Below are 22,698 nucleotides of genomic sequence, written 5' to 3' on the forward strand. Positions count from 1 at the left end.
CTATAATGCTTGTTTGAAAGCCACACGTGTAGGGGCTGCATGGCGGTAAAAGTGCTGTATTTCGCGCGTTTGCGCGAAGAACTGGGCCGTGAGGGCGACCGGGCCGAACTCCCGGCCGAGGGTTCTACCGTGGCCGGCCTGTGGGAGCACCTGCATGGCGAACCCCCGCCGCAGCGGCTGATGAGCGCGGTCAACCAGACCCGCGCCGATCTCGAAACCCCGGTGCGTGATGGCGACGAGGTGGCCTTCTTCCCGCCGGTGACCGGGGGCTGAGCATGACCGTGACCATCCGCTCCGAGGATTTCGACCCCTGGGACGTGCTGCGCGCGGCGGAGCAGGACATCCCCGCCGAGGCCCGCGGGGCGGCCAGCGTGTTCGTCGGCCGCATGCGCGACTTCAACGAGGACGACACGGTCACCGGGCTGTTTCTGGAGCACTACCCGGGAATGACCGAGCAGGAGCTGGAGCGCATCGTGGAGGCCGCCCAGCAGCGCTGGCCCCTGCTGGGCGTGCATGTTGCGCACCGCGTGGGCGAGGTGCGGCCGGGCGATGCGCTGGTGCTGGTGGCGACCTGGTCGGCCCATCGTGCGGCCGCCCGCGATGCCTGCAGCGACATCCTGGAGCGGCTCAAGCACGAGGCCCCGTTCTGGAAGCGCGAGCGCCTGGCCGACGGCAGCAGCCGCTGGGTGGAGCGCAACACGCCCGGCTGAATCCCGCGCGTCGCGCGCGAGGGGGATCAGCCGTCCAGCAGCTCGCGCGGGTTGAAGCTGGATGACTCCGCCATCTTTTCATACCAGTCGCCGGCTTCGTCTTCCGGCGGCACGTGGATCATCAGCCGCAGATACAGATCGCCCGGGGTCTTGCCGGGCAGACCCTTGCCCTTCAGGCGCACCTGCTTGCCCGACTGCGAGCCCTTCGGCACCTTCAGGTTGACCGGTCCGTGCGGGGTGGGCGCCTCGATCGTGGCGCCCAGCGCGGCCTCCCACGGGGTGATCGGGATGTCGCGGTACAGGTCGCGCCCTTCCACCCGGTAGTTGGGATCCGGCTTGATGCGGATCTCCAGCAGCAGGTCGCCCGGGGCGCCGTTGCCCACGCCGGGGTCGCCCTGGCCGCGTACCCGGACCCGCGAGCCGTCCTTGGCGCCGGCGGGGATGCGCACGCGCTGCGGGCGCCCCCGCGGGTCGGTCACCGACAGCTCGGCGCCGTGCATGGCCTGTTCGAGGGTCACTTCCACCGCGCCTTCGCGGTCGGCACCACGCACGTCGAAGCCGCGCCGGCGACCGCCGCCGCCCATGCCGCCGCCGCCAAAGATCGACTCGAAGAAGTCGGAGAAGCCGCCGAAATCGGCCCCGCCGGCGCCCGGTCCGGCGCCCCGTGCGCGGCCGCCGGCACCCGCACCGGTCCAGCCGTCCCAGCCCGGCGGCGGACGGAAGTCCTGCCCCTGGCGCCAGTTGGCGCCCAGCTGGTCGTAGGCCTTGCGCTTTTCCGGATCCCCGAGGGCCTCGTAGGCCTCGTTGACTTCCTTGATGCGCGTCTCGGCCTGCGGGTCGTCACTGACGTCGGGGTGGTACTTGCGCGCCAGCTTGCGGTAGGCCTTCTTGATGTCGTCCTGGCTGGCGTTGCGGTCCACGCCCAGGATCTTGTAGTAATCCTTGTATTCCATCTCCTGCCTCGAGTCGGAACCCTTTCGGCGACCGGCAAAGCCGGTGTGTATGCGTTCGCGTTCGGGTACCACCCGAATCCCGGGCCATCATACCCGGGATTCGGGTGCCACCGGCACCAATCAAAAGGCGCTGCCCGCTCGCGCCGGCAGCGCCCGCTGGAAGGCTCGCGCCCCGGCCGTGGCCGGGGACGCTGCCGGGCTGCGGATCAGCTCTCGATCTCGATCCGGCGCGGCTGCACCTTCGCCTGCTTGGGAATGCGCACTTCGAGCACGCCGTTCTGGCTGCGCGCGGAAATGTTCTCCGCATCGGCGGTATCCGGCAGCGAGAAGCGGCGGAAGAAGGTGCCACGCATGCGCTCCACGCGCTTGTAGCCTTCCTTTTCTTCCTCGTTTTCGTACTTGCGCTCGCCACGCAGGGTCAGCACACCGTTTTCCATGTGGAGCTCGATGTCCTTCGGGTCCACGCCGGGTACGTCGGCATGCAGCACGTAGGCATCGTCCTCCTCGCGGATATCCACCGCGGGGCTCCAGTCAGCCGCGCTCACCGAGTCGTCCCCGCCGGGTACTTCGGGCAGGCGGCCCAGTTCGCGCGAGAGCTGGTTGAGCAGGCTCCAGGGTTCGTAACGCATCATGTTCATGGCAATCCCCTCCTTCATCGGGTGTCTTGTTGACTCAGTAATCGAAGTAGGGGCGTTCCGGGGAGATTTCAAGCCAGGCGGCGAAAATCGCGCAGGCGGTAGTCATTTTCGGTAACCAGTTCGAAAAGGCCGTGGATTCCGTCGTGGGTCATGTACGGGCGCAGCAGCCGCGCCGGGAACTGCACGCTGACCCCCGCTTCGGAGATCGCGAATACGGTGGTGGAGCGCCCGGAATAGTACTGCTCCATCATGTCCGGGGAGATGTCGAGGCGGATGCGGAAACGCTGCATGGCGGGTCAGTCCGATGGGGCGGAGCGCGCGGGGCAGGATCGGCCGGGTGGGGGTGGCCCCGCGACCCCCGGTCTACCGTATACTGCGCGGCTGAATAATCTAGCAAGGAATCGCCATGCGCCCCAGCGGCCGACAGCCCGACGAGATGCGTCCGGTCAGTTTTACCCGGCACTTCACCCGCCACGCCGAAGGTTCGGTGCTGGTGGAGTTCGGTGACACCCGGGTGCTGTGCAATGCCACCATCGAGCCGCGTGTGCCCCCGTGGCTGAAGGGCAAGGGCAAGGGCTGGGTGACGGCGGAATACAGCATGCTCCCGCGTTCCACCCACGACCGCATGGCGCGCGAGGCGGCCCGTGGCAAGCTGGGCGGACGGACCATGGAGATCCAGCGCCTGGTGGGGCGCGCGCTGCGTGCGGTGGTCGACATGGAGGCGCTGGGCGAGCGCCAGATCATTGTCGACTGCGACGTGATCCAGGCCGACGGCGGCACGCGCACGGCCTCGATCAGTGGTGCCTTCGTGGCCCTGCGCGACGCGGTGGCGCACGGGCGCGAGATCGGCCTGCTGAAGAAGGATCCGCTGCACGGACATCTCGCGGCGGTGTCCGTGGGGATCTTCCAGGGAACGCCGGTGCTGGACCTCGACTACGACGAGGACTCCGCGGCCGAGACCGACCTGAACCTGGTGATGAACGAGGCCGGCGGGGTGATCGAGATCCAGGGCACGGCCGAGGGCCATGCCTTCCGCCGCGACGAACTGGACAGCATGCTGGATCTGGGCGAGAAGGGTGTGAGTAACATCATCGACGCGCAACGCGCGGTCCTGGGCGAGGGCTGAGCGGAATGGCGGCGCAGCGCGTGGTCCTGGCGACCGGCAACCCGGGCAAGCGGAGCGAGCTGGCGGCGCTGCTGGAACCGCTGGGCATGGAGGTCGTAACGCAGTCCGAGCTGGGCGTGCCGGAGGCCGAGGAGACCGGCCTGACCTTCGTCGAGAACGCGCTGCTGAAGGCACGCAACGCGGCCCGGCACACCGGGCTGGCGGCGGTGGCCGACGACTCGGGGCTGGAGGTGGATGCCCTGGGCGGCGAGCCGGGGATCTATTCCTCGCGCTATGCCGGGGAGAGCGGTGACGGCGCCGATGCCGCCAACAACGCGAAGCTGCTGGACGCGCTGGCGGATGTGCCGCAGGAACGCCGCGGCGCCGGCTTCCGCGCGGTGGTGGTGTTCCTGCGCCATGCCGACGATCCCGCCCCGCTGATCGCCGAGGGCGTGTGGCGCGGGCGCATCGCCACGGCACCGTCCGGCGATGGCGGGTTCGGCTACGACCCGCTGTTCGAGCTGCCGGAGCACGGCTGCACCTCGGCCGAGCTGGAGCCGAGCGAGAAGAATCGTCTGAGTCATCGCGGCCGGGCGCTGGCGAAACTGGCCCGGGCCCTGCGGGAACGTGCCGGGAGCTGAGCCGGGGGCTATGCTCCCGGCATGACCCCGAGCTTCGATACCCCGATCCCGCTGGCGCTGTACGTCCACCTGCCGTGGTGCGTGCGCAAGTGCCCGTACTGCGATTTCAACTCCCACGAGCCGCGCGGCGGCGAGCCCCCGTTCGCCGACTACGTGGCCGCGCTGCTGCGCGATCTGGAGGCGCAGCTGCCGGAGGTCTGGGGGCGGCGCATCGAGAGCGTGTTCATCGGGGGCGGCACGCCCAGCCTGTTCCCGCCCGAGGCGATGGCGGAGCTGATGTCCGGGTTGCGGTCGCTGCTGCCGCTGCGCCCGGACGTGGAGATCACCCTGGAGGCGAATCCCGGCACCGCCGATCGCGATTTCTTCCAGGGCTACCGTGAGGCCGGGATCAACCGGCTGTCGCTGGGGGTGCAGAGCTTCGACGGCGCGATGCTGCAGCGTCTCGGTCGCATCCACGGGCCGGAGGAGGCGGCCGCGGCGGTGGAACATGCCCGGGCGGCGGGTTTCGAGCGGATCAACCTGGATCTGATGTTCGGTCTGCCGGGGCAGACGGTGGCGCAGGGCATGGCGGATCTGGAGGCGGCGATCGCGCAGCAGCCGGAGCACATTTCCTGGTATCAGCTCACCCTGGAGCCCAATACGCTGTTCGCCGCGCGCCCGCCGGAGCTGCCGGAGGATGACACCGTGGCCGAACTTTTTGCCGCCGGAAGCTTGCGTCTCGCGGAGGCGGACTATACTCGCTACGAAGTGTCCGCTTACGCGAGGGCGGGTGAAGCGTGCCGGCACAACCTGAACTACTGGACCTTCGGGGACTACCTCGGCATTGGTGCTGGTGCCCACGGCAAGCTGACGCAGGTCCACGACGGCTCCATCATCCGCCGTGTGCGACCGCGCCAGCCGCAGGCCTACCTCGCCGATCCGACCGGCGGGCGGGATACACCGGTGGCACCCGGCGAGCGGCCGTTCGAGTTCATGCTGAACGCCCTGCGGCTGGTCGATGGCGTGCCCGAGGTGCGGTTCCGCGAGCGGACCGGGCTGCCCCTGGCGGCACTGGAGCCCGGGCTGGGGCGTGCGCGCCAGCGCGGCCTGATGGATCCCGCCGGAAGCGGCGTCCTGCGAACCACCACGGAGGGTCTGCAGTTTCTCAATGATGTCCTGGAGGGGTTTCTGCCGGAGGCTGCCAACGATGTCGAGGAGGTGTCGCGATGACCCGACCGATCGAATTCGTGGCGTTTGCTTGTCCCTGGTGCGGAGAACCGGGCGAGACGACGGTGGATGTGATGAGTGACGAGGATGAATGGGTGGAGGACTGTGGCGTGTGCTGCTCGCCCATCGTGTTCCGTCACCTGACGACCACCGAGGATGATATCCCCGTGGTCGACGCTCAGAGGGAAGGTGGCTGATGGCCGCGGATTACGTCCCCATCCCCTGCGCGCGCTACTCCGAGCTGGAGCTTTGCATCATGCACGGGGAGGCGCTGCGGATCCGCTGGCGCCACCGGGGCCTCGACGAGGTGGCGCGGGTGTGGCCGCTGGATCTGCGCACCCGCCGGGGCGCGGAGTATCTGATCCTGCGCGATGCCGAGGGCCGGCGCCAGTGGCGCCGGCTGGACCGTCTGCTGGAGTTCGCGCCGCTGGCGGCCGGCGCCTGAGCCCGGGCCGGGGCGTCAGGGCGTCGCCTCAGGAGCGCTTCATCTGGTCGAAGAACTCGCTGTTGGTCTTCGACGACTGCATGCGGCCGAGCAGGAATTCCATCGCCTCGATGTCGTCCATGCCGTGCAGGAACTTCCGCAGGATCCACAGTTTCTGCAGCTCTTCCGGGTCGGTCAGCAGTTCCTCGCGGCGGGTGCCGGAACGGTTGACGTTGATCGCCGGGTAGATGCGCTTCTCGGCGATGCGCCGCTCCAGGTGCACCTCCATGTTGCCGGTACCCTTGAATTCCTCGTAGATCACCTCGTCCATCTTGGAGCCGGTGTCCACCAGGGCCGTGGCGAGGATGGTGAGGCTGCCGCCTTCCTCGACATTGCGCGCGGCGCCGAAGAAACGCTTGGGCCGGTGCAGGGCGTTGGCATCGACGCCGCCGGTGAGCACCTTGCCGGAGCTGGGGGCAACGGTGTTGTAGGCACGGGCGAGTCGGGTGATCGAGTCCAGGAGGATGACCACGTCGCGGCGGTGCTCCACCAGGCGCTTGGCCTTCTCGATGACCATCTCGGCCACCTGCACGTGGCGCTGGGCCGGTTCGTCAAAGGTGGAGGAGACGACCTCGCCCTGCACCATGCGGTCCATCTCGGTCACTTCCTCGGGCCGTTCGTCGACCAGCAGGACGATGAGATAGCACTCCGGGTAATTGGTCGCGATGCTCTGGGCGATGTTCTGCAGGATCAGGGTCTTGCCGGCCTTGGGCGGCGAGACGATCAGGCCGCGCTGGCCCTTGCCGAACGGGGCGACGATGTCGATGACCCGCGCGGTGATGTCTTCGGTGGAGCCGTTGCCCCGCTCCATGCGCATGCGGTGGCTGGCATGCAGCGGCGTGAGGTTTTCGAACAGGACCTTGTGCTTGGCGTTTTCCGGCGGCTCGAAGTTGATCTCCGAGACCTTCAGCAGCGCGAAGTAGCGTTCGTTGTCCTTGGGCGGGCGGATCTTGCCGGCGACCGTGTCGCCGGTGCGCAGGCCGAAGCGCCGGATCTGGCTGGGCGAGACGTAGACGTCGTCGGGGCCGGCCTGGTACGAGGCATCCGGGCTGCGCAAAAAGCCGAAGCCGTCGGAGAGGATCTCCAGGACGCCGTCGCCGTAAATGGCCTCGCCGCTTTTGGCATGCGCCTTCAGCAGGGCAAAGATGATGTCCTGCTTGCGCGCGCGGGACATGTTCTCGATGCCCTGGTTCTCGGCGAGGACAACGAGATCGGCGGCGGTCATCCGCTTCAGTTCGGTCAGATTCATGCGTGGGGCGCTGTGCTCAACGTGGATGAACGGCGGCCGGGGATGGCCGCAGGATTGCAATGATGACGGGGCAGGGGACGACCCCGGGAGAGGCCCGGCGCCGACGAAACGCTCGAATATTAAGCGGGGCGGGCGGCTGTTGCAAGCCCGCCCCGCAACGGAAGGTGACCGCGATTCCGCTCAGGTGTGCTGATCGAGGAAGGCGGTCAGCTGCGACTTGGACAGGGCGCCGACCTTGGTGGCCTCCACGTCCCCGTTCTTGAACAGCATGAGCGTCGGGATGCCGCGGATACCGAACTTGGGCGGCGTCGACGGGTTCTCGTCGATGTTCAGTTTGGCAACCTTGACCTTGCCGGCGTATTCTTCGGCGATTTCGTCCAGAATCGGCGCGATCATCTTGCAGGGACCGCACCATTCCGCCCAGTAGTCCACCAGGACCGGCTGGTCGGACTTCAGGACGTCCTCGTCGAAACTCGCGTCCGATGTATAAATGATCTTGTCGCTCACTCCGCGTCCTCATGACGTTGGGTTGGCACCGGCCTTCTTCAGGGCCGCGTACGCCGTACTATCGACGAAGATGACGGGAAAGTTCAAGTAAAACAGCGAAGCCCGCCCGGGAGCCCCATGACAGACGCCGCGCACGACCCCGCCCAGCCCGCATTCGACCGTTTCGATCTGCCCGAGGCGGTGCGCGCGGGGGTGCGCCGTGCCGGATTCGATACCTGTACTCCCATCCAGGCGCAGGCGCTGCCGGTGGCCCTGGCGGGGCGCGATGTGGCCGGGCAGGCGCAGACCGGAACCGGCAAGACCGCCGCGTTCCTCATCGCGACCTTCAACCGGCTGCTGCGCCAGGCCCCGGCGGAACACCGTCGCGCCACCGACGTGCGCGCCCTGATCCTCGCCCCGACGCGCGAGCTGGCGGTGCAGATCCACCGCGACGCCGAACTGCTGGGCGCCGATACCGGCCTGAAGCTGGCACTGGCCTACGGCGGCACCGACTACGATCGCCAGCGGGAAGCGCTGGCCGCCGGCGCCGACGTGCTGATCGGCACCCCGGGGCGCATCATCGACTACTTCAAGCAGAAGGTCTTCGGCCTGAAGCACACTGAGGTGGTGGTGCTGGACGAGGCCGACCGCATGTTCGACCTGGGCTTCATCAAGGACGTGCGTTTTCTGATGCGCCGCTGCGCCCCGCCGCAGGAACGGCTGTCCATGCTGTTCTCGGCGACGCTGTCGTTCCGGGTGATGGAGCTGGCCTACGAGCACATGAACAACCCGGAGAAGGTGCAGATCGAGGCGGAGACCCTGACTGCCGACCGGGTGCGCCAGACCATCTACTATCCGGCCAACGACGAGAAGATCCCGCTGCTGCTGGCGCTGGCGCGGGATCTGGCGCCGGAACGGGCGATCGTGTTCTCCAATACCAAACACGGAGCGGAGAAGGTGGCCGACTGGCTCAATGCCAACGGCCACGCCGCCGCGTTGCTCTCGGGCGACGTGCCGCAGAAGAAGCGCTCGAAGCTGCTGGAGGGCTTCGCCGCGGGTGAATACACCTTCCTGGTGGCGACCGACGTGGCGGCCCGCGGCCTGCACATCCCCGAGGTGACGCATGTGTTCAACTTCGACCTGCCGCAGTCCGGGGAGGACTACGTGCACCGCATCGGGCGTACTGCGCGCGCCGGTGCCGAGGGCGACGCGATCAGCTTCGGCTGCGAGGACTCGGCGTTCTACCTGCCCGATATCGAGTCCTACCTGGGCGAGCGCATCCCCACCGAGAACATCGACCGCGCCGCCCTGCCGCAGGACCTGACCCGGCCGCAACCGCGCGAGCGCAAGCCGCGCGGCGGCCCCGGCGGCGGCCGTGGCGGGTCGCGGCGCGGTGGCTCCTCGGGGCGTTCCCGCGGGAACGGCCGCGGCCGCTGAGTCCGGCGCGCCGCCCGCGATGGAGACCCTGGACCTGCAGGTTGGCGATTCCTTTCGCCTGGGTGCGGATATCGAGGTCGTCGTGGTGCAGGCCGGGTGCGACGGGCAGATACGTCTGGTCGCGAACGCCCCGGGTCACCGGGTGCAGTGGGTCGACAACGAACTGCTGATCGACCGCCACATCCGCGTGCGCTTCGACGAGAGCCACTCCGGCCGGGTCCTGGTCGAGTCCGCCACGCCCGTCACCGTGGTCCGCGGCGACACCCGCTGAGGCCCCTGCCCCCGCCTGTCGTTTCCTCTCCGGCGCGGCGGTTCCATCAGGGATTCCGGTCCGATGTCCGCCCGCTTGTTGACAGTGATTCAACAATCGTTGAACCATTGAAACATGGACAAGCCGACCGCCACCTCCATGTTCGAGTCGCTGGCCTCCGGTGTCCGTCTGGACATCGTGCGTCTGCTGGTTGGTCACGGACGCGAGGGGCTGGTCGCCGGCGAGATCGCCCGGAAACTGGGGCTGCCACGTAGCAACCTTTCGTTCCACCTCAAGACCCTGACCCGGGCCGGCCTCGTCACCGTGACCCAGGAGGGGCGTTACCAGCGCTACCGGGCGGATCTGGTCGCGATGCAGGATCTGGTGGCCTACCTGACCGCGCACTGCTGCGCGGCCGAGGAGGGCGAGTGCGAGCTTTCCGGGGTGGAGACCTCCTGCTGACATGAACGATCGCAACCAGTCCGCCGAGGAGATCCGGACGAAAGAAGGCATGGGCCTGTTCGAGCGCTATCTGAGCGTTTGGGTGGCGCTGTGCATCGTGGCGGGCGTTGCGCTGGGGCAGTTCTTCCCCGTGGTGCCGGAGACGCTGTCGCAATGGGAGTACGCGCAGGTCTCGATCCCGGTGGCCATCCTCATCTGGGCGATGATCTACCCGATGATGGTGCAGATCGATTTCTCCGCCATCCTCGGCGTGCGCCGCGAGCCGAAGGGCCTGACCGTCACCACCTCGGTGAACTGGCTGATCAAGCCGTTCACCATGTTCGCGATCGCCTGGTTCTTCTTCATGGTGGTCTACGCCGCCTGGATCCCGGAGGATCTGGGCCGCGAGTACCTGGCCGGCGCGATCCTGCTGGGGGCCGCGCCGTGTACCGCAATGGTGTTCGTCTGGAGCTATCTCACGCGCGGCGATGCGGCCTACACCCTGGTGCAGGTGGCGGTGAACGACATCATCCTGCTGTTCGCCTTCGCGCCCATCGTGGTCCTGCTGCTGGGGATCTCCGATATCTACGTGCCGTGGGACACGGTCGCGCTGTCGGTGCTGCTGTACATCGTGATCCCGTTCGCCGCCGGCTACCTGTCGCGTATCTGGCTGATCCGCAGAAAGGGAATCGAGTGGTTCGACAACGTCTTCATGAAACGCATCGGCCCGGTCACGCCCATCGGGTTGCTGGTGACGCTGGTCCTGCTGTTCGCGTTTCAGGGCGAGCGCATCCTGGCGAATCCGGGACATATCGCCCTGATCGCCGTTCCGCTGATCATCCAGACCTTCCTGGTGTTCTACATTGCGTATTATTGGGCGAAGGCGTGGCGTGTGCGCCACGCGGTGGCGGCCCCCGGTGCGATGATCGGCGCCAGTAACTTCTTCGAGCTGGCCGTGGCGGCCGCGATCGCGATGTTCGGCCTGCAGTCCGGTGCGGCGCTGGTGACGGTGGTTGGCGTGCTGGTGGAGGTGCCGCTGATGCTGGCGCTGGTGCGCATCGCGAATCGCACGCGCCACTGGTTCCCGACCAACAACGAGGTGCCGGGTACGTGACCACCGTGTCCCTCAGCGACGCGGCGCGCGACTGGCTCGCCGGCCGGGACGCCGAGATGACGCTGCGGCTGTCCGCCCGCCACGGCTGCTGCGGTGGCCAGGCGGGCGTGCCGGTGGCCGAGCCGGGCGCGCCGCGCTCGACGGAGGGGTACGCAAGGACGCAGATCGAGGGCATCCACGTGTACGTGGCCGAAGACATGGGTCCGGGTCCGTACCGGGTCGACCTCGAGGGCTTCTTCCGCTGGCGGCGTCTGGTGGTGGAAGGCGAGATGGGCCAGGTGCAGGAGTAGACGATGCTGGAGTGAGCCATGACTGAAGTGCAGCGCAGCCTGAAGGTCCCGGAGCTGGAGCAGGCCTTCATGAACGACGATCACCACGAAGCCGCCCGGTTGCTGGAAGCCGTGGGCCGGGCCCGCGAGGAGGGCGACGACAACGCCGTACGGGAGGCGTTCGCGGCCTTCGTCGAGTTCAATCGCGAGCACTTCGCGCGCGAGGACGAGCTGATGGAGCGGGTCGGTTTTCCGCAGAAGGACTACCACCGGCAGGAACATGCGGCCCATCTGGCGCGCTGGGAAGCCCTGCTGGCGGGGCTGGAGGACGGGTCGCTGCAGGGCGCGGATCTGGTCTCGGCACTGGATGACGAGATCATCCCCTGGTACCAGCGCCATTTCACGACCATGGATGCCCTGCTGTCCCGGTTCGCCGAGCGTGCCGCGGGGGAGTAGTCCCTCCCGGCGGGCATCCGCTGAACGAAGCTGGAACGAAAAAGGGCCGGCACACGCCGTGCCGGCCCTTTTCTCTGGTCTGGTGCCGACGGAGGGAATTGAACCCCCGACCTATCGATTACGAATCGATTGCTCTACCTGCTGAGCTACGTCGGCTGAGCGCGACATCATAGCGAAGCGGGGCTTCGCCAACAATGCCCGGGCGGGCAACGGGCCGTAACCCGGGTGAGGGCCCGCTTTCGGGGATCAGCTGTCGCCGGACTTCTGTCCGGACCCGACGCGGACGATGACGTCCACGCTGAGCACGTCGGTACCTTCGGGCAGCGGCGGCAGGTCGTTCACCTGTACCTGGGCGGGTTCCACGTCCTCGAGCTGGCCGCTGTCCACGTGGAACAGGTGGTGGTGCGGGGCGCGGTTGGAGTCGTAGAAGACCCGCGACGGGTCGACGATCACTTCGCGCACGAGGCCCTTCTCGGCAAACAGCTTGAGGGCGTTGTACACCGTGGCCTTGGACACGCGCGACTGCTGGCGCGTGAGCTGCGCGAGGATGTGGTCGGCGCTGAGATGCTGGTTGCGGGCAAACAGTACGCGTACGATTTCCACCCGCTGCTCGGTCGGCGAAATGCGGTAATCGCGCAGCAGGGCGCGCGCTTCGTCGATTCCCAGCAGAGCGGGTTGGGGGATTCGGATGCTCATGCTTCCAACATATAACAGCGAATTGGACAGAGTCCAGTTCTGTTTTAGGAAAAGGGCATCCGGGGATCCTGCGCGGCAAGCTGATAGAATGCCGCCAACAGAACGAAGCCGGGAACGAGCAAGGGATGGAGCGGGTGATGGGAATCGAACCCACGTTCTCAGCTTGGGAAGCTGATGTTCTACCATTGAACTACACCCGCCTGGCCACGAATTGTATGCGCGTACGCGCCCCGGCTCAATGCCCGAATCACCGACGGTATGACCCATGCAGATCAAGTTGAACGGAGAAACCTGCGAAATCTCTTCGGATCAGGAGCCGCCGACGGTGGCGGACCTGATCCGGCAGCGCGGCTTTGGCGGTCGGCGACTGGCCGTGGAGGTGAACGAGACCCTGGTGCCCCGCAGCGAGCACGCCGAGCGGCGGTTGCAGGAGGGTGATCGTGTCGAGGTCGTTCAGGCCATCGGCGGTGGCTGATATTCTTGCCCGCAGTTGTATCCGCACCCGCAACCGTTAACCGAGGAGCATGCATGAGCCAGATGGCCGCCGGATCCGCCGACGATCCGTTTCACGTCGGCGAGCGCCGTTTCGAGTCCCGCCTGCTGGTGGGTACGGGCAAGTACCGCGATCTGGAGCAGACTCGCGAGGCGATCGAGGCCAGCGGTGCCGAGATCGTGACCGTGGCCATCCGCCGCACCAACATTGGCCAGAACCCCGACGAGCCGAACCTGCTGGACGTGGTTCCGCCGGATCGCTACACCCTGCTGCCGAATACCGCCGGCTGCTATTCCGCGGAAGACGCGGTGCGCACCTGCCGGCTGGCGCGCGAGCTGCTCGACGGGCACAACCTGGTCAAGCTGGAGGTGCTGGGCGACGAGAAGACCCTGTACCCGGACGTGTTCGAGACGGTGAAGGCCGCCGAGACCCTGGTGAACGAGGGCTTCGAGGTGATGGTGTACACCACCGACGATCCGCTGCTGGCGAAGCGTCTGGAGGACATCGGTTGCCGGGCGATCATGCCGCTGGCCGCGCCGATCGGCTCGGGTCTGGGGATCCAGAACCGCTACAACATACGCGAGATCGTGGAAAACGCGTCGGTACCGGTGCTGGTCGACGCGGGTGTGGGTACGGCGTCGGATGCGGCCATCGCGATGGAGCTGGGCTGCGACGGAGTGCTGATGAACACCGCCATCGCCGCGGCCGACGATCCGGTGCGCATGGCCCGTGCGATGCGTCACGCGATCGTGGCGGGCCGCGAGGCCTGGCGCGCCGGACGCATGCCGGCACGGCGCTATGCCTCGGCCTCCTCGCCGGAGACCGGGCTGTTCTTCGCCGGCTCATGACGGTCCCGCACGAATCGCACGACAACCGGCCCGCTGACGGGGACGGGGGGCGCCCGGCGCACCATCGCCGGGTGCGCTCGTTCGTGCGCCGCGAGGGGCGTCTGACCACCGGCCAGCAGCGCGCGCTGGATGAGCTCTGGCCGCGCTTCGGTCTGGATCCGGCACCCGATGACGGGGTGCTGGATCTGGCGGCGGTCTTCGGTCGCGAGGCGCCGGTGACCCTGGAGATCGGTTTCGGCGACGGCGACAGCCTGGCCGAACAGGCCGCGGCGGCGCCGGAGCGGGATTTCATCGGCACGGAGGTGCATCGCCCCGGGGTGGGGCATCTGCTGGGCGAGATCGAGCGCCGGGGGCTGACCAACCTGCGGGTCTCCGACCGCGACGCGGTGGAGCTGCTGGAGGCGCATTTCGCGCCGGCCAGCCTGGACACCGTGCAGGTGTATTTCCCCGACCCCTGGCACAAGAAGCGCCATCACAAGCGCCGCCTGATCCAGCCCGGGTTCGTGCGCGCGCTGGCGGGCTGGATCCGGCCCGGCGGCTGGCTGCACCTGGCCACCGACTGGGCGGACTACGCCGAACACATGCAGGAGGTGATGGCCGGGGCGACCGAGTGGTTCGCGCCGGACGGCCCGGTGCCGCGCCCGGAACGCCCGGCCTGGCGCCCCGAGACCAAATTCGAGCGCCGCGGGCTGCAGCGCGGGCACGCGGTGGCGGATCTGGTCTACCGGCGCACCGAGGCCCCCGCCCCGGCGGAGTGAGGCGGCGGCTCAGCCCTTCTTCTTGACCACCAGGACCGGGCAGCGCGCCTGACCCACGACGCGTTCGGAGACCGAGCCCATCAGCAGCCGCTTGAGCCCGGTGCGGCCATGGCTGCCCAGCACGATCAGGTCGCGATGCTGGCGCTCCGCGATCTCGATCAGGGTGACCTCCGGGCGGCCTTCCTCGAACAGCGCATCGGTTTCCACGCCCGCTTCGCGGGCCTCGCCCTGCAGCCGCTGGATCGCGTCCACGCCCTCCTGGCGCCGGGCCTCGCTCTGTCCGGGCACGGCGACCGAGGCCACGGTCAGCGGCAGGCTGCAGTGCTGCGCGAGCTCCACGGCCGCACGCGCGGCCTTGTCGCCCAGTTCGGAACCGTCGGTCCCTACCAGCAGGCCCTGGCGCGGGGCTTCGGTGTCGCGCGGGACGACCATCACGTTACACGGCGCGAGTCCGATCACCTTGGCGGTGGCGTCGCCCACCATGAGGCGGGCCATCTCGCCGCGGGTGCGCCGGCCAATCACGATCAGGTCGGCTTCGTGCTCTTCCGCCACGCTGACGATCTCCTGATGCCGGTCGACCCCGTGGCGCAGGATGGCGGAGACTTCCAGGCCTGCCTCGCGGGCGCGTTTCTCCAGCGTATCCAGGTCACCCTGGGCCGCGACGCTGGCGTCGTGGCTGCGCCGCGGCGAGAGGGCGTCGTGCTGGGTGTCGGTCGGGATGATGCGCACGATCCGCAGACGTGCCCCGCAGCGGCCGGCCAGCTCCAGGGCCACGTTCTCCGCGGCGGTGCTGTATTCCGAGCCGTCGGTGGCGACGACGATGGTGCGAAACTGGGGCTGGTTGCCGGTGGACGCCGCTTCGGCCATGGCGGTTTCTCCTTCTCGATCGATTTCCCCAGCATACCGGAGGGGACACGGCCTGCGCACGCCTTCGGCACGGGCCCGTTTTTGCGTCCGGCCCGCCGGGATGGAATAATCGCGCGCTTTCAATGGGTGTTGTCTGCGGAGTTCCGCCCGGCCAGCGTGGCCCGGTGCTCCGCGCGGTGTCGTGACCGGACGATGCACCCGTTCTTCCCGTGCCGGCGGACTGATTCCGCCGGCCTTGCTCCTTCAGGACTGGCGGTTCATGGAAAATCTGACGCTGACCACCGAAATGATCGTGGTGCTGGGCCTGCTCGCCTTCACCATCTTCCTGTTCGTCTCCGAGATCGTGCGGGTCGATCTGGCCGCGATCCTGGTGATGGTCCTGATCGGGCTGATCCCGCTGGTGTTCGGTGTGGTGCCGCTGCTGCCCGAGCTCGGCGAGCTGGTGGCGCAGGACGAGTTGTTCAGCGGATTTGCCTCCAATGCGGTGATCTCGATCATCGCGGTGATGATCATCGGCGCCGGGCTCGACAAGACCGGCGTGATGCACAAGGTCGCCAGTTTCATCATGCGCGTGGGTGGCACCGGGGAGAAACGCATCATCCCCACGGTGTCGGGCACGGTCGGCGTGATCTCCAGTTTCATGCAGAACATTGGTGCGGCGGCGCTGTTCATGCCGGTGATGAGCCGCATCTCCAGCCGTCTGGGTATCCCGCTGTCGCGCCTGCTGATGCCAATGGGCTTCGCCGCGATCGTGGGTGGAACCATCACCCTGGTCGGTTCCAGCCCGTTGATCCTGCTGAACGATCTGCTGCCGGATGACATGGAGCGTTTCGAGCTGTTCGATGTCACGCCCATCGGCCTGGCGCTGCTGGCCACGGTGATCGTCTATTTCGTGCTGCTGGGGCGCTACGTCCTGCCGTCGGTGGGCGCGCAGCCGACCGCGACCGAAGGCACGCGGGACTATTTCCAGCGGGTCTACGGCCTGTCCTACGAGATCCACGAGGTGCGCATCGCCGAGAGCGATCCGCTGGTGGGCCGGACCGTGGCCGATGTCGAACGCGAGACCGGCGTGGCGATCGTCGGCTCGCATGCTCGCGACGAGCTGCGCATGGCCCCCTGGACCGGCTACGAGATCCAGCCCAATTCGCGCCTGGCGGTGCTGGCCAGCCCGCGGCGCATGGAGGAGCTGAGCCGGCACCTGAAGCACCCGCCGTCCAGCGACCTGGACGTGTTCGCCAGCGCCCTGGACTCTTCCCAGTCCGGGATCGCCGAGGTCGCGATTTCGCCGGGGTCCAACCTGGCCGGCAAGACGGTAACCGAGGTCGCCATGCGTCAGACCTACGGGCTGTCGGTGATGCGCATGCAGCGCGGCGGCGAGGTTTACCGCGAGGGCCTGCGTGACATCCCGCTGGAGCCGGGTGACATCCTGGTGGTGCACACCACCTGGACCTCGCTGGCGCGTCTGGAGAAGGACCGCGACTTCGTCGTGATCACCTCGGACTACCCGCGCGAGGAGCTGCGCCCGAGCAAGGTCCCGCACGCGCTGGGCTTCCTCGCGGTGGCGGTTTCGCTGATCCTGTTCACCGACCTGCAGCTGTCGATTGCGTTGCTGACCGGGGCCATGGGCATGATCCTGACCGGCGTGCTGAGCCTGGACGACGCCTACAATTCCATCAGCTGGAAGACCGTGTTCCTGCTGGCCTCGCTGATCCCTCTGGGCATGGCGGTGGAGAATACCGGCACCGCGGCCTGGATCGCGCAGAACACGCTGGAGATGCTGGGTACCGTGCCACCCTGGGTGCTGCAGGCCACGATCTTCGCGCTGGCCACGTTCTTTACCCTGGTCATGTCCAACGTGGGCGCGACCGTGCTGCTGGTGCCTCTGGCCATCAGTTTCGCGACCGCGGCCCAGGCCGCGGGCATGGATGCCGACCCGCGCGTGTTCGCGATCACCGTGGCCATCGCCACCTCCAACTCGTTCCTGATCCCGACTCACCAGGTGAACGCCCTGATCATGGGCCCCGGCGGCTACCGGGTGAAGGACTACATGAAGGCCGGCAGCATCATGACGATCCTGTTCGGCGTGGTCGCCATGTTCATGATCAATCTGGTCTTCTGACCCCGATTTGCTGACGTTTGTAACGCTTGATTGCGTAAGGAGAGACTCTCATGTCCCAGAAACATCCCGTGATCGCCGTCACCGGTTCTTCGGGTGCCGGCACCTCCACCGTGAAGCGCTCGTTCGAGTCGATCTTCCGCCGCGAGCAGATCAACCCCGTGGTGATCGAGGGTGACAGCTTCCATCGCTATGACCGCAAGGCGATGAAGGAAGCCATGCAGAAGGCTGCCGACGAGGGCAACAACCATTTCTCGCACTTCGGCCCCGAGGCCAACCTGTTCGACCGCATCGAGGATCTGTTCAAGACCTACGGCGAGACCGGCCAGGGCGAGAAGCGCTACTACCTGCATTCCGACGAGGAAGCCGAGCACCATAACAAGCGTCTCGGCACCAACCTCGGTCCGGGCGAGTTCACCCCGTGGGAAGAGATCGAGCCGGGTTCCGACCTGATGTTCTACGAAGGCCTGCACGGTCTGGTGCAGCACGGGAACGTCAACGCGGCGCAGTATGTGGATCTGGGCATCGGTGTAGTGCCGATCGTGAACCTCGAGTGGATCCAGAAGATCTTCCGTGACAACCTCGAGCGCGGTTACTCTGCCGAGGCGATCGTGGACACCATCCTGCGGCGCATGCCGGATTACGTGAACTACATTACCCCGCAGTTCTCGTGCACCGACATCAACTTCCAGCGGGTGCCGACCGTGGACACCTCCAACCCGTTCATCGCCCGGGACATCCCCACCCCGGACGAGAGCATGGTGGTGATCCGCTTCAGCGATCCCAAGAAGTTCGGCGTGGACTTCCCCTACCTGCTGAACATGATCCCGGACTCGTTCATGTCCCGGCGCAACACCATCGTGGTGCCCGGCGGCAAGATGGCTCTGGCCATGGAAGTCATCCTTGCCCCGATCATCCACGACATGCTGGCGCGTCGCGGCTGATCGCGAGTGCATGGCGCGGGCTGCGGGCCCGTTGCAGGGGCCGCGACCTTCGGGTCGCGGCCCTTTTTGTTGCTGCGGATCGCACGGCGCCGGGGCGCTCTTTTTCAACGCGCCGCCGCTTTCGGATAGGATTGCCTGCCTGTTCCCGAGATTACGGAGTTGCCGTGTTCGGATTGTTCGGCCCGCGTCCGGCGCGCCAGATGGAGCGTTTCCGCGCCCGCTACACCGGGCGCTCGCTGATCGTGCACCGGGGATTTTCCGGCGACTGGCTGGAGGAGCTGCTCAAGCAGCCCGGAGGAGGCGGGCATTTCCGCATCGACAGCCGTCGCCTGCCGGCCGGTCGGGGTGCGACCCCGGTGGAATGGCTGGTGCAGACCCATGTTCTGCCGCTGGAGCTGCCGCAGCCGCTGTTCCTCGACATCCGCGAGGAGGCGATGCTGGCGCGGCATCTGGTGCGTGGCGAGCACGTGGTGCACCCCTCGGAGATCGCCTGGTTCCTGGAAGAGCTGGACACGCGGCACCACGCCCGTCTGGAGTTTGTCGGGAACGAACACATGCGGGCGGAGGTCGGTATCCCGGTCGAGGACAACGAGGCCCTCAGCATGCTGGAGCATCTCGGACTATGAGCGCGAGCCAACCTTTCCTCTGTGCCAGCGCCACCGGCGAGGAGCCGCGGGCGCTGGCCGCCGAGCTGGCCGACCAGCTGGGCGAGCTGGCCCCGGCGGCCGACGGGCGGGTGCGCGTGGGTTTCATCTACGTCTCCGATGACATCGCCCGCAACGCCCGGCTGCTGCTGCGCGAGCTGGGCCGTCGCCGGCCGATCGACCATTTCGTCGGCGGCATGGGCATCGCGGTGATGGGTCGCCAGCACGAGTTCTACGACGACCCCGCCGTCACTCTGATGGTCGGGGAGTTCCCGGCGGACTCCGTGCGCCTGATCCGGCATCCGGTGCGGTCCTTCGACGAACTGTCCCGGGCCGTGGAGGGCTTTGTCGACCCGGCGACGCCGGCCCGGCTGATCCTCAACGCCGATCCGCGCCTGGAAGACGTCGAGGGGATCCTGACCCGTATCGGCGAAGAGACCGCATGGTTCGCGACCGGCGGGATCAACTCCGGCGCGGACGACGCGGTCCAGATCGCCGATGGCGTGATGAGCTCGGGCATCACCGGCCTCGTGCTGCGCGACGACGTGCCGCTGGTGGCCCGCCACACCCAGGGCTGCACGCCGCTGCCCGGGCAGCACGAACTGACCGAGACCTGGCGCAACATCATCGTCCGTCTTAATGGCGAACCGGCACTGCCGGCGTTCCGGCGGATCATCGGCGACGTGCTTTCGCGCGATCTGAAGCGGGCCCTGGGGTACATCCAGATCGGGTTCCCCATCCCCGCATCGGATACCGGGGACTATCGCGTGCGCAATATCACCGGCGTCGATATGGACCAGGAGCTACTGGCCGTGGGCGAGACCCTGGAGCAGGGGTCACGGGTGCTGTTCGTGCGCCGCGACGGCCAGTCGGCGCACGAGGACCTGGAGCGCATGCTGCAGCAGATCCGTGAGCAGTGCCCGGAAGGGATCCGCGGGGCGATCTACGTGTCCTGTCTGGGGCGCGGACGGCATCAGTTCGTGCACGCGGACGTGGAGCTGGGCACCGTGCAGCGGGCCCTGGGGGACGTGCCGCTGGTGGGCTTCTTCGCCAACGGTGAAATCTTTTCCAACCGTCTGTACGCCTACACCGGCGTGCTGACGCTGTTCACCTGACAACGCCCCGCCGGGGCAGGGGAGAGGCATGGAGTATCGCAAGCTGGGACGCACCGGCATCGACGTGAGCCTGATCGGCCTGGGCACCATGACCTGGGGCGAACAGAACACCGAGGACGAGGCCTTCGAGCAGCTGGACTATGCGCTGGAGCGCGGCATCAACCTGATCGATGCCGCGGAGATGTACCCGGTGCCGCCGCGGGCCGAGACCCAGGGGCTGACCGAGCGCTACATCGGCAACTGGCTGCGCTCGCGCGGCTGCCGCGACCGCGCGGTGCTGGCCTCCAAGGTCGCCGGGCCGGGCATGGACTATCTGCGCGGCGGCACGCAGCTGACCCGCGAGCACGTCGAACAGGCCGTGGATGCCAGCCTGGAACGCCTGCAGACCGACTGCATCGACCTCTATCAGGTGCACTGGCCGGCGCGCTCGACCAACTTCTTCGGCAAGCTGGGCTACGTCCACGATCCGGACGACCGGGCCACGCCGATCGAGGAGACCGCCGCCGCGCTGAAGGACGTGGTCGCCAGCGGGCGGGTGCGCTACATCGGCATCTCCAACGAGACGCCCTGGGGTTTCATGGAATGGCTGCGCCAGCACGAGCGCGGGCTGGCCGAGCGCATCGTTTCCATCCAGAACCCCTACAGCCTGCTGAACCGCAGCTTCGAGGCCGGTCTCGCCGAGATGGCGATCCGCGAGGATGCGGGCCTGCTGGCCTACTCCCCGCTGGCCTTCGGCATGCTCTCCGGCAAGTACCGCGAGGGGCGCAAGCCCGAGGGGGCGCGCCTCACGCTGTACGAGCGCTTCCAGCGCTACAGCAACCCGCAGGCGCTGGCGTCCACCGAGGAATACGCCCGGCTGGCCGAGAGCCATGGCCTGACGCCGACCCAGCTGGCGCTGGCCTTCGTCAACCGGCAGCCGTTCGTGACCAGCAACCTGATCGGTGCGACCACCATGGAACAGCTGCGCGAGAACATCGACTCGGTGAACGTGGCCCTGTCCGACGAGATCCTGCAGGCCATCGAGGACATCCACGCCCGCTACACCTACCCCAGCCCATAGTCCGGGGGCGGCGGCGTGGAACTGTTCGACACCCACGTCCATCTCGATCTGGATCCGTTCGATCCGGACCGCCCGGCGGTGCTGGATCGCGCCCGCGCCGCCGGGGTCACGCAGATGGTCCTGCCCGGCGTGACCCGTGACCGCTGGGCGGACATGGATGCCCTGGCTCGCCGCGAGCCGGGGCTGTATGTGGCCCGCGGACTGCATCCGGTGTTTCTCGAACAGCACGCCGACGCGGATCTGGACGCCCTGGACGCCGCGCTGGACGCCGACCCGCAGGCGGTGGCGGTGGGCGAGACCGGGCTCGACGGCTTCGTGGCGGGGCTCGACTTCGATACCCAGTGGCGGTTCTACACCGCGCAGCTGGCGATCGCGCATAACCACGACCTGCCGGTGATCCTGCACTGCCGGCGCGCGGTGGATGCGATCCTCAAGGGGCTGCGCCAGCACCCGGGCGTGACCGCCATCCTGCACAGCTTCTCCGGCAGCGAACAGCAGGCGCGACAGGCGGTGGATCTGGGCTGCGTGCTGGGGTTCGGCGGGCCGGTGACCTTCGATCGTGCGCGGCGCCTGCAGCGGATCGTGCGCGACCTGCCGGAGGAGGCCCTGGTGCTGGAGACCGACGCGCCGGACCAGCCGCTGGCCGGGCATCGCGGCGAGCGCAACGAACCGGCGATGATCGCCGGGGTCAACGCGGCCGTGGCGCGTTTGCGCAACACGGACCCCGTCAGTACCGCTATACTCACAACCCGGAATGCACGCCGGGTTTTCCGGCTGGATACGGTCCGGACCAATGAGCGGCACTGACGAACTGCCACACGACGCCTATACCGAACGCACCGATCTCCTGCTGGGGGCGGATGTCACTGCCGGCCTGCGCGACCGGCATGTCTTCATTGCCGGGCTGGGCGGGGTTGGCAGCTATGCCGCGGAGGCCGTCGCCCGTGCCGGGGTCGGCCGCATGACCCTGGTCGACCACGATGTGGTCGCGCCGTCCAATCTCAATCGCCAGCTGGTGGCCCTGCGCTCCACGGTGCAGCATCCCAAGACCGACGTGATGGCCGAACGCATCCGCGACATCGATCCGGCGATCGCGGTGACCGTCCGGCGCGAGTTCCTCAACCCGGACACGGTCGCGGAGCTGATCCCGGAGGATGCCGATTACGTGCTGGACGCAATCGATTCCATCGCCTGCAAGGCCGCCCTGGTGGCCGGCGCGCAGGCTCGCGGGGTGCGGGTCATCTCGGCCATGGGGGCCGGCGGCCGCATCGACCCGCGCGCGGTGCGCGTGGGGCCGCTGGACGGCACCCGGGTATGCCCGCTGGCGCGGCAGATGCGCAAGCGCCTGCGGCGGCTGGATGCGCGCCTGGACTATCCGGTGGTGTTCTCCATCGAGAACCCGAGCAAGGGCACCGAGCACCGGCCGGTGGACGGGCCGCTGGGCGGGCGGCCGCGCTCGGTCAACGGCACCATCTCCTATCTGCCGGCGCTGTTCGGCCTGACCGCCGCCGGCGAGGTGATCCGCAGCCTGATCGACCGCTGAGGCTGGCTCTTTCGCCTGCAAGCAGGCTCCTACATTATCTGGTTGCATCGCCCCGTCTGCGGGAGCGCGCTCGCACGCCTGGTTCGCCTGCAAGCAGGCTCCCACCTTTCCGGTTGCATCGCCCCGTCGCCCCATCAATCCATCTGTGGGAGCGTGCTCGCACGCGAACCGGCAG

At 67.8% G+C, this 22,698-nt stretch carries 30 protein-coding genes and 2 tRNA genes; 23 read left to right on the forward strand and 9 right to left on the reverse strand.

Translation table 11 applies throughout. The features are described 5' to 3' along the window. Window positions 1–39 precede the first annotated feature (39 nt). Both moaD and C998_RS0101150 read left to right on the forward strand, forming a co-directional pair. A complete protein-coding gene (moaD, locus tag C998_RS0101145; RefSeq protein ID WP_026279420.1) occupies window positions 40–273 on the forward strand; it encodes a molybdopterin converting factor subunit 1 in 234 nt (77 codons plus the stop codon). A gap of 2 nt (window positions 274–275) precedes the next feature. Then, on the forward strand, window positions 276–710 hold the full coding sequence (locus C998_RS0101150) for a molybdenum cofactor biosynthesis protein MoaE (RefSeq protein ID WP_018869005.1): 435 nt from the start codon (window positions 276–278) through the stop codon (window positions 708–710). A gap of 26 nt (window positions 711–736) precedes the next feature. On the opposite strand, the gene C998_RS0101155 is transcribed toward C998_RS0101150, so the two are convergent. The 3 genes from C998_RS0101155 to C998_RS0101165 all read right to left on the reverse strand — a co-directional run bounded on the left by C998_RS0101155 (window position 737) and on the right by C998_RS0101165 (window position 2,591). Next, window positions 737–1,663, reverse strand: coding sequence for a DnaJ C-terminal domain-containing protein (locus tag C998_RS0101155; RefSeq protein WP_018869006.1), 927 nt, complete (start codon window positions 1,661–1,663; stop codon window positions 737–739). 206 nt (window positions 1,664–1,869) lie between these two features. Continuing rightward, window positions 1,870–2,301, reverse strand: a complete 432-nt coding sequence (locus C998_RS0101160) for an Hsp20/alpha crystallin family protein (protein WP_018869007.1) — start codon at window positions 2,299–2,301, stop codon at window positions 1,870–1,872. Window positions 2,302–2,369: 68 nt separating this feature from the next. Further along, complete coding sequence (locus C998_RS0101165; protein ID WP_018869008.1) at window positions 2,370–2,591, reverse strand: DUF2835 family protein; 222 nt, start codon at window positions 2,589–2,591, stop codon at window positions 2,370–2,372. A 116-nt stretch (window positions 2,592–2,707) separates the two neighbouring features. Here C998_RS0101165 and rph point away from each other — a divergent pair, with 116 nt between their 5' ends. The 5 genes from rph to C998_RS0101190 are packed head-to-tail and all read left to right on the forward strand — an operon-like array spanning window position 2,708 to window position 5,698. Then, complete coding sequence (gene rph, locus C998_RS0101170) at window positions 2,708–3,427, forward strand: ribonuclease PH (RefSeq protein ID WP_018869009.1); 720 nt, start codon at window positions 2,708–2,710, stop codon at window positions 3,425–3,427. A 5-nt stretch (window positions 3,428–3,432) separates the two neighbouring features. Beyond that, a complete protein-coding gene (rdgB, locus tag C998_RS0101175; protein ID WP_018869010.1) occupies window positions 3,433–4,047 on the forward strand; it encodes an RdgB/HAM1 family non-canonical purine NTP pyrophosphatase in 615 nt (204 codons plus the stop codon). 21 nt (window positions 4,048–4,068) lie between these two features. Then, window positions 4,069–5,256 (forward strand): radical SAM family heme chaperone HemW, encoded by a 1,188-nt coding sequence (hemW, locus tag C998_RS0101180; RefSeq protein WP_018869011.1) that lies wholly within the window; start codon window positions 4,069–4,071, stop codon window positions 5,254–5,256. After that, complete coding sequence (locus C998_RS0101185) at window positions 5,253–5,450, forward strand: CPXCG motif-containing cysteine-rich protein (protein ID WP_018869012.1); 198 nt, start codon at window positions 5,253–5,255, stop codon at window positions 5,448–5,450. Before hemW ends, C998_RS0101185 begins: the two co-directional genes overlap by 4 nt. Beyond that, a complete protein-coding gene (locus C998_RS0101190) occupies window positions 5,450–5,698 on the forward strand; it encodes a hypothetical protein (RefSeq protein ID WP_018869013.1) in 249 nt (82 codons plus the stop codon). The genes C998_RS0101185 and C998_RS0101190 overlap by 1 nt, the downstream gene beginning before the upstream one ends. Window positions 5,699–5,726: 28 nt before the next feature. On the opposite strand, the gene rho is transcribed toward C998_RS0101190, so the two are convergent. Both rho and trxA read right to left on the reverse strand, forming a co-directional pair. Continuing rightward, entirely contained in the window at window positions 5,727–6,986 is a 1,260-nt protein-coding gene (rho, locus tag C998_RS0101195) for a transcription termination factor Rho (protein ID WP_018869014.1), read from the reverse strand. A 180-nt stretch (window positions 6,987–7,166) separates the two neighbouring features. Further along, complete coding sequence (trxA, locus tag C998_RS0101200; RefSeq protein WP_018869015.1) at window positions 7,167–7,493, reverse strand: thioredoxin TrxA; 327 nt, start codon at window positions 7,491–7,493, stop codon at window positions 7,167–7,169. Between the two features lie 117 nt (window positions 7,494–7,610). Here trxA and rhlB point away from each other — a divergent pair, with 117 nt between their 5' ends. The 6 genes from rhlB to C998_RS0101230 all read left to right on the forward strand — a co-directional run bounded on the left by rhlB (window position 7,611) and on the right by C998_RS0101230 (window position 11,439). After that, complete coding sequence (rhlB, locus tag C998_RS0101205) at window positions 7,611–8,909, forward strand: ATP-dependent RNA helicase RhlB (protein WP_018869016.1); 1,299 nt, start codon at window positions 7,611–7,613, stop codon at window positions 8,907–8,909. Window positions 8,910–8,928: 19 nt separating this feature from the next. After that, window positions 8,929–9,180 carry a hypothetical protein gene (locus tag C998_RS0101210; protein ID WP_018869017.1) on the forward strand — a complete coding sequence of 84 codons (252 nt, stop codon included), beginning with the start codon at window positions 8,929–8,931 and terminating at the stop codon, window positions 9,178–9,180. Between the two features lie 114 nt (window positions 9,181–9,294). Beyond that, window positions 9,295–9,621, forward strand: coding sequence for a helix-turn-helix transcriptional regulator (locus C998_RS0101215; RefSeq protein WP_018869018.1), 327 nt, complete (start codon window positions 9,295–9,297; stop codon window positions 9,619–9,621). A gap of 1 nt (window position 9,622) precedes the next feature. Further along, window positions 9,623–10,714 carry an ACR3 family arsenite efflux transporter gene (gene arsB / locus C998_RS0101220; protein WP_018869019.1) on the forward strand — a complete coding sequence of 364 codons (1,092 nt, stop codon included), beginning with the start codon at window positions 9,623–9,625 and terminating at the stop codon, window positions 10,712–10,714. Beyond that, window positions 10,711–11,004, forward strand: a complete 294-nt coding sequence (locus C998_RS0101225; protein WP_018869020.1) for a CC/Se motif family (seleno)protein — start codon at window positions 10,711–10,713, stop codon at window positions 11,002–11,004. The genes arsB and C998_RS0101225 overlap by 4 nt, the downstream gene beginning before the upstream one ends. 18 nt (window positions 11,005–11,022) lie before the next feature. Next, window positions 11,023–11,439 carry a bacteriohemerythrin gene (locus C998_RS0101230; RefSeq protein ID WP_018869021.1) on the forward strand — a complete coding sequence of 139 codons (417 nt, stop codon included), beginning with the start codon at window positions 11,023–11,025 and terminating at the stop codon, window positions 11,437–11,439. Window positions 11,440–11,519: 80 nt separating this feature from the next. Here C998_RS0101230 and C998_RS0101235 read toward each other — a convergent pair. From C998_RS0101235 to C998_RS0101245, 3 genes are all read right to left on the reverse strand, one after another. Further along, window positions 11,520–11,595, reverse strand: a tRNA-Thr gene (locus C998_RS0101235). A 90-nt stretch (window positions 11,596–11,685) separates the two neighbouring features. Further along, window positions 11,686–12,135 (reverse strand): Fur family transcriptional regulator, encoded by a 450-nt coding sequence (locus C998_RS0101240; RefSeq protein WP_018869022.1) that lies wholly within the window; start codon window positions 12,133–12,135, stop codon window positions 11,686–11,688. A gap of 126 nt (window positions 12,136–12,261) precedes the next feature. Beyond that, a tRNA-Gly gene (locus C998_RS0101245) sits at window positions 12,262–12,335 on the reverse strand. Between the two features lie 65 nt (window positions 12,336–12,400). Here C998_RS0101245 and thiS point away from each other — a divergent pair. From thiS to trmB, 3 genes are read left to right on the forward strand one after another with little or no spacing between them, the layout of a single operon-like run. After that, entirely contained in the window at window positions 12,401–12,610 is a 210-nt protein-coding gene (gene thiS, locus C998_RS0101250; protein WP_018869023.1) for a sulfur carrier protein ThiS, read from the forward strand. 53 nt (window positions 12,611–12,663) lie between these two features. Next, the gene (locus tag C998_RS0101255; protein WP_018869024.1) at window positions 12,664–13,476 is read left to right on the forward strand and encodes a thiazole synthase; all 813 of its coding nucleotides are present in this window, start codon (window positions 12,664–12,666) and stop codon (window positions 13,474–13,476) included. Further along, the gene (gene trmB, locus C998_RS0101260; RefSeq protein ID WP_018869025.1) at window positions 13,473–14,234 is read left to right on the forward strand and encodes a tRNA (guanosine(46)-N7)-methyltransferase TrmB; all 762 of its coding nucleotides are present in this window, start codon (window positions 13,473–13,475) and stop codon (window positions 14,232–14,234) included. Before C998_RS0101255 ends, trmB begins: the two co-directional genes overlap by 4 nt. 9 nt (window positions 14,235–14,243) lie before the next feature. On the opposite strand, the gene C998_RS0101265 is transcribed toward trmB, so the two are convergent. Continuing rightward, complete coding sequence (locus C998_RS0101265) at window positions 14,244–15,101, reverse strand: universal stress protein (RefSeq protein WP_018869026.1); 858 nt, start codon at window positions 15,099–15,101, stop codon at window positions 14,244–14,246. 259 nt (window positions 15,102–15,360) lie between these two features. On the opposite strand from C998_RS0101265, the gene C998_RS0101270 reads away from it, so the two are divergent. The 7 genes from C998_RS0101270 to C998_RS0101300 all read left to right on the forward strand — a co-directional run bounded on the left by C998_RS0101270 (window position 15,361) and on the right by C998_RS0101300 (window position 22,523). Then, window positions 15,361–17,220, forward strand: coding sequence for an SLC13 family permease (locus C998_RS0101270; protein WP_018869027.1), 1,860 nt, complete (start codon window positions 15,361–15,363; stop codon window positions 17,218–17,220). Window positions 17,221–17,270: 50 nt separating this feature from the next. After that, entirely contained in the window at window positions 17,271–18,161 is an 891-nt protein-coding gene (locus C998_RS0101275) for a phosphoribulokinase (protein WP_018869028.1), read from the forward strand. A gap of 164 nt (window positions 18,162–18,325) precedes the next feature. Further along, window positions 18,326–18,787, forward strand: a complete 462-nt coding sequence (locus C998_RS0101280; protein WP_018869029.1) for a hypothetical protein — start codon at window positions 18,326–18,328, stop codon at window positions 18,785–18,787. Next, window positions 18,784–19,920, forward strand: coding sequence for an FIST C-terminal domain-containing protein (locus tag C998_RS0101285; RefSeq protein WP_018869030.1), 1,137 nt, complete (start codon window positions 18,784–18,786; stop codon window positions 19,918–19,920). Before C998_RS0101280 ends, C998_RS0101285 begins: the two co-directional genes overlap by 4 nt. A gap of 28 nt (window positions 19,921–19,948) precedes the next feature. Then, a complete protein-coding gene (locus tag C998_RS0101290; protein WP_018869031.1) occupies window positions 19,949–20,980 on the forward strand; it encodes an NADP(H)-dependent aldo-keto reductase in 1,032 nt (343 codons plus the stop codon). Window positions 20,981–20,995: 15 nt separating this feature from the next. Then, a complete protein-coding gene (locus C998_RS0101295; protein WP_018869032.1) occupies window positions 20,996–21,787 on the forward strand; it encodes a TatD family hydrolase in 792 nt (263 codons plus the stop codon). Then, window positions 21,774–22,523: a ThiF family adenylyltransferase gene (locus C998_RS0101300; protein ID WP_018869033.1), complete on the forward strand. Its 750-nt coding sequence runs from the start codon at window positions 21,774–21,776 to the stop codon at window positions 22,521–22,523. The genes C998_RS0101295 and C998_RS0101300 overlap by 14 nt, the downstream gene beginning before the upstream one ends. Window positions 22,524–22,698: the final 175 nt, after the last annotated feature.

This window comes from Thioalkalivibrio sp. ALgr3 (assembly GCF_000377325.1).
Classification (GTDB): Bacteria; Pseudomonadota; Gammaproteobacteria; order Ectothiorhodospirales; family Ectothiorhodospiraceae; genus Thioalkalivibrio.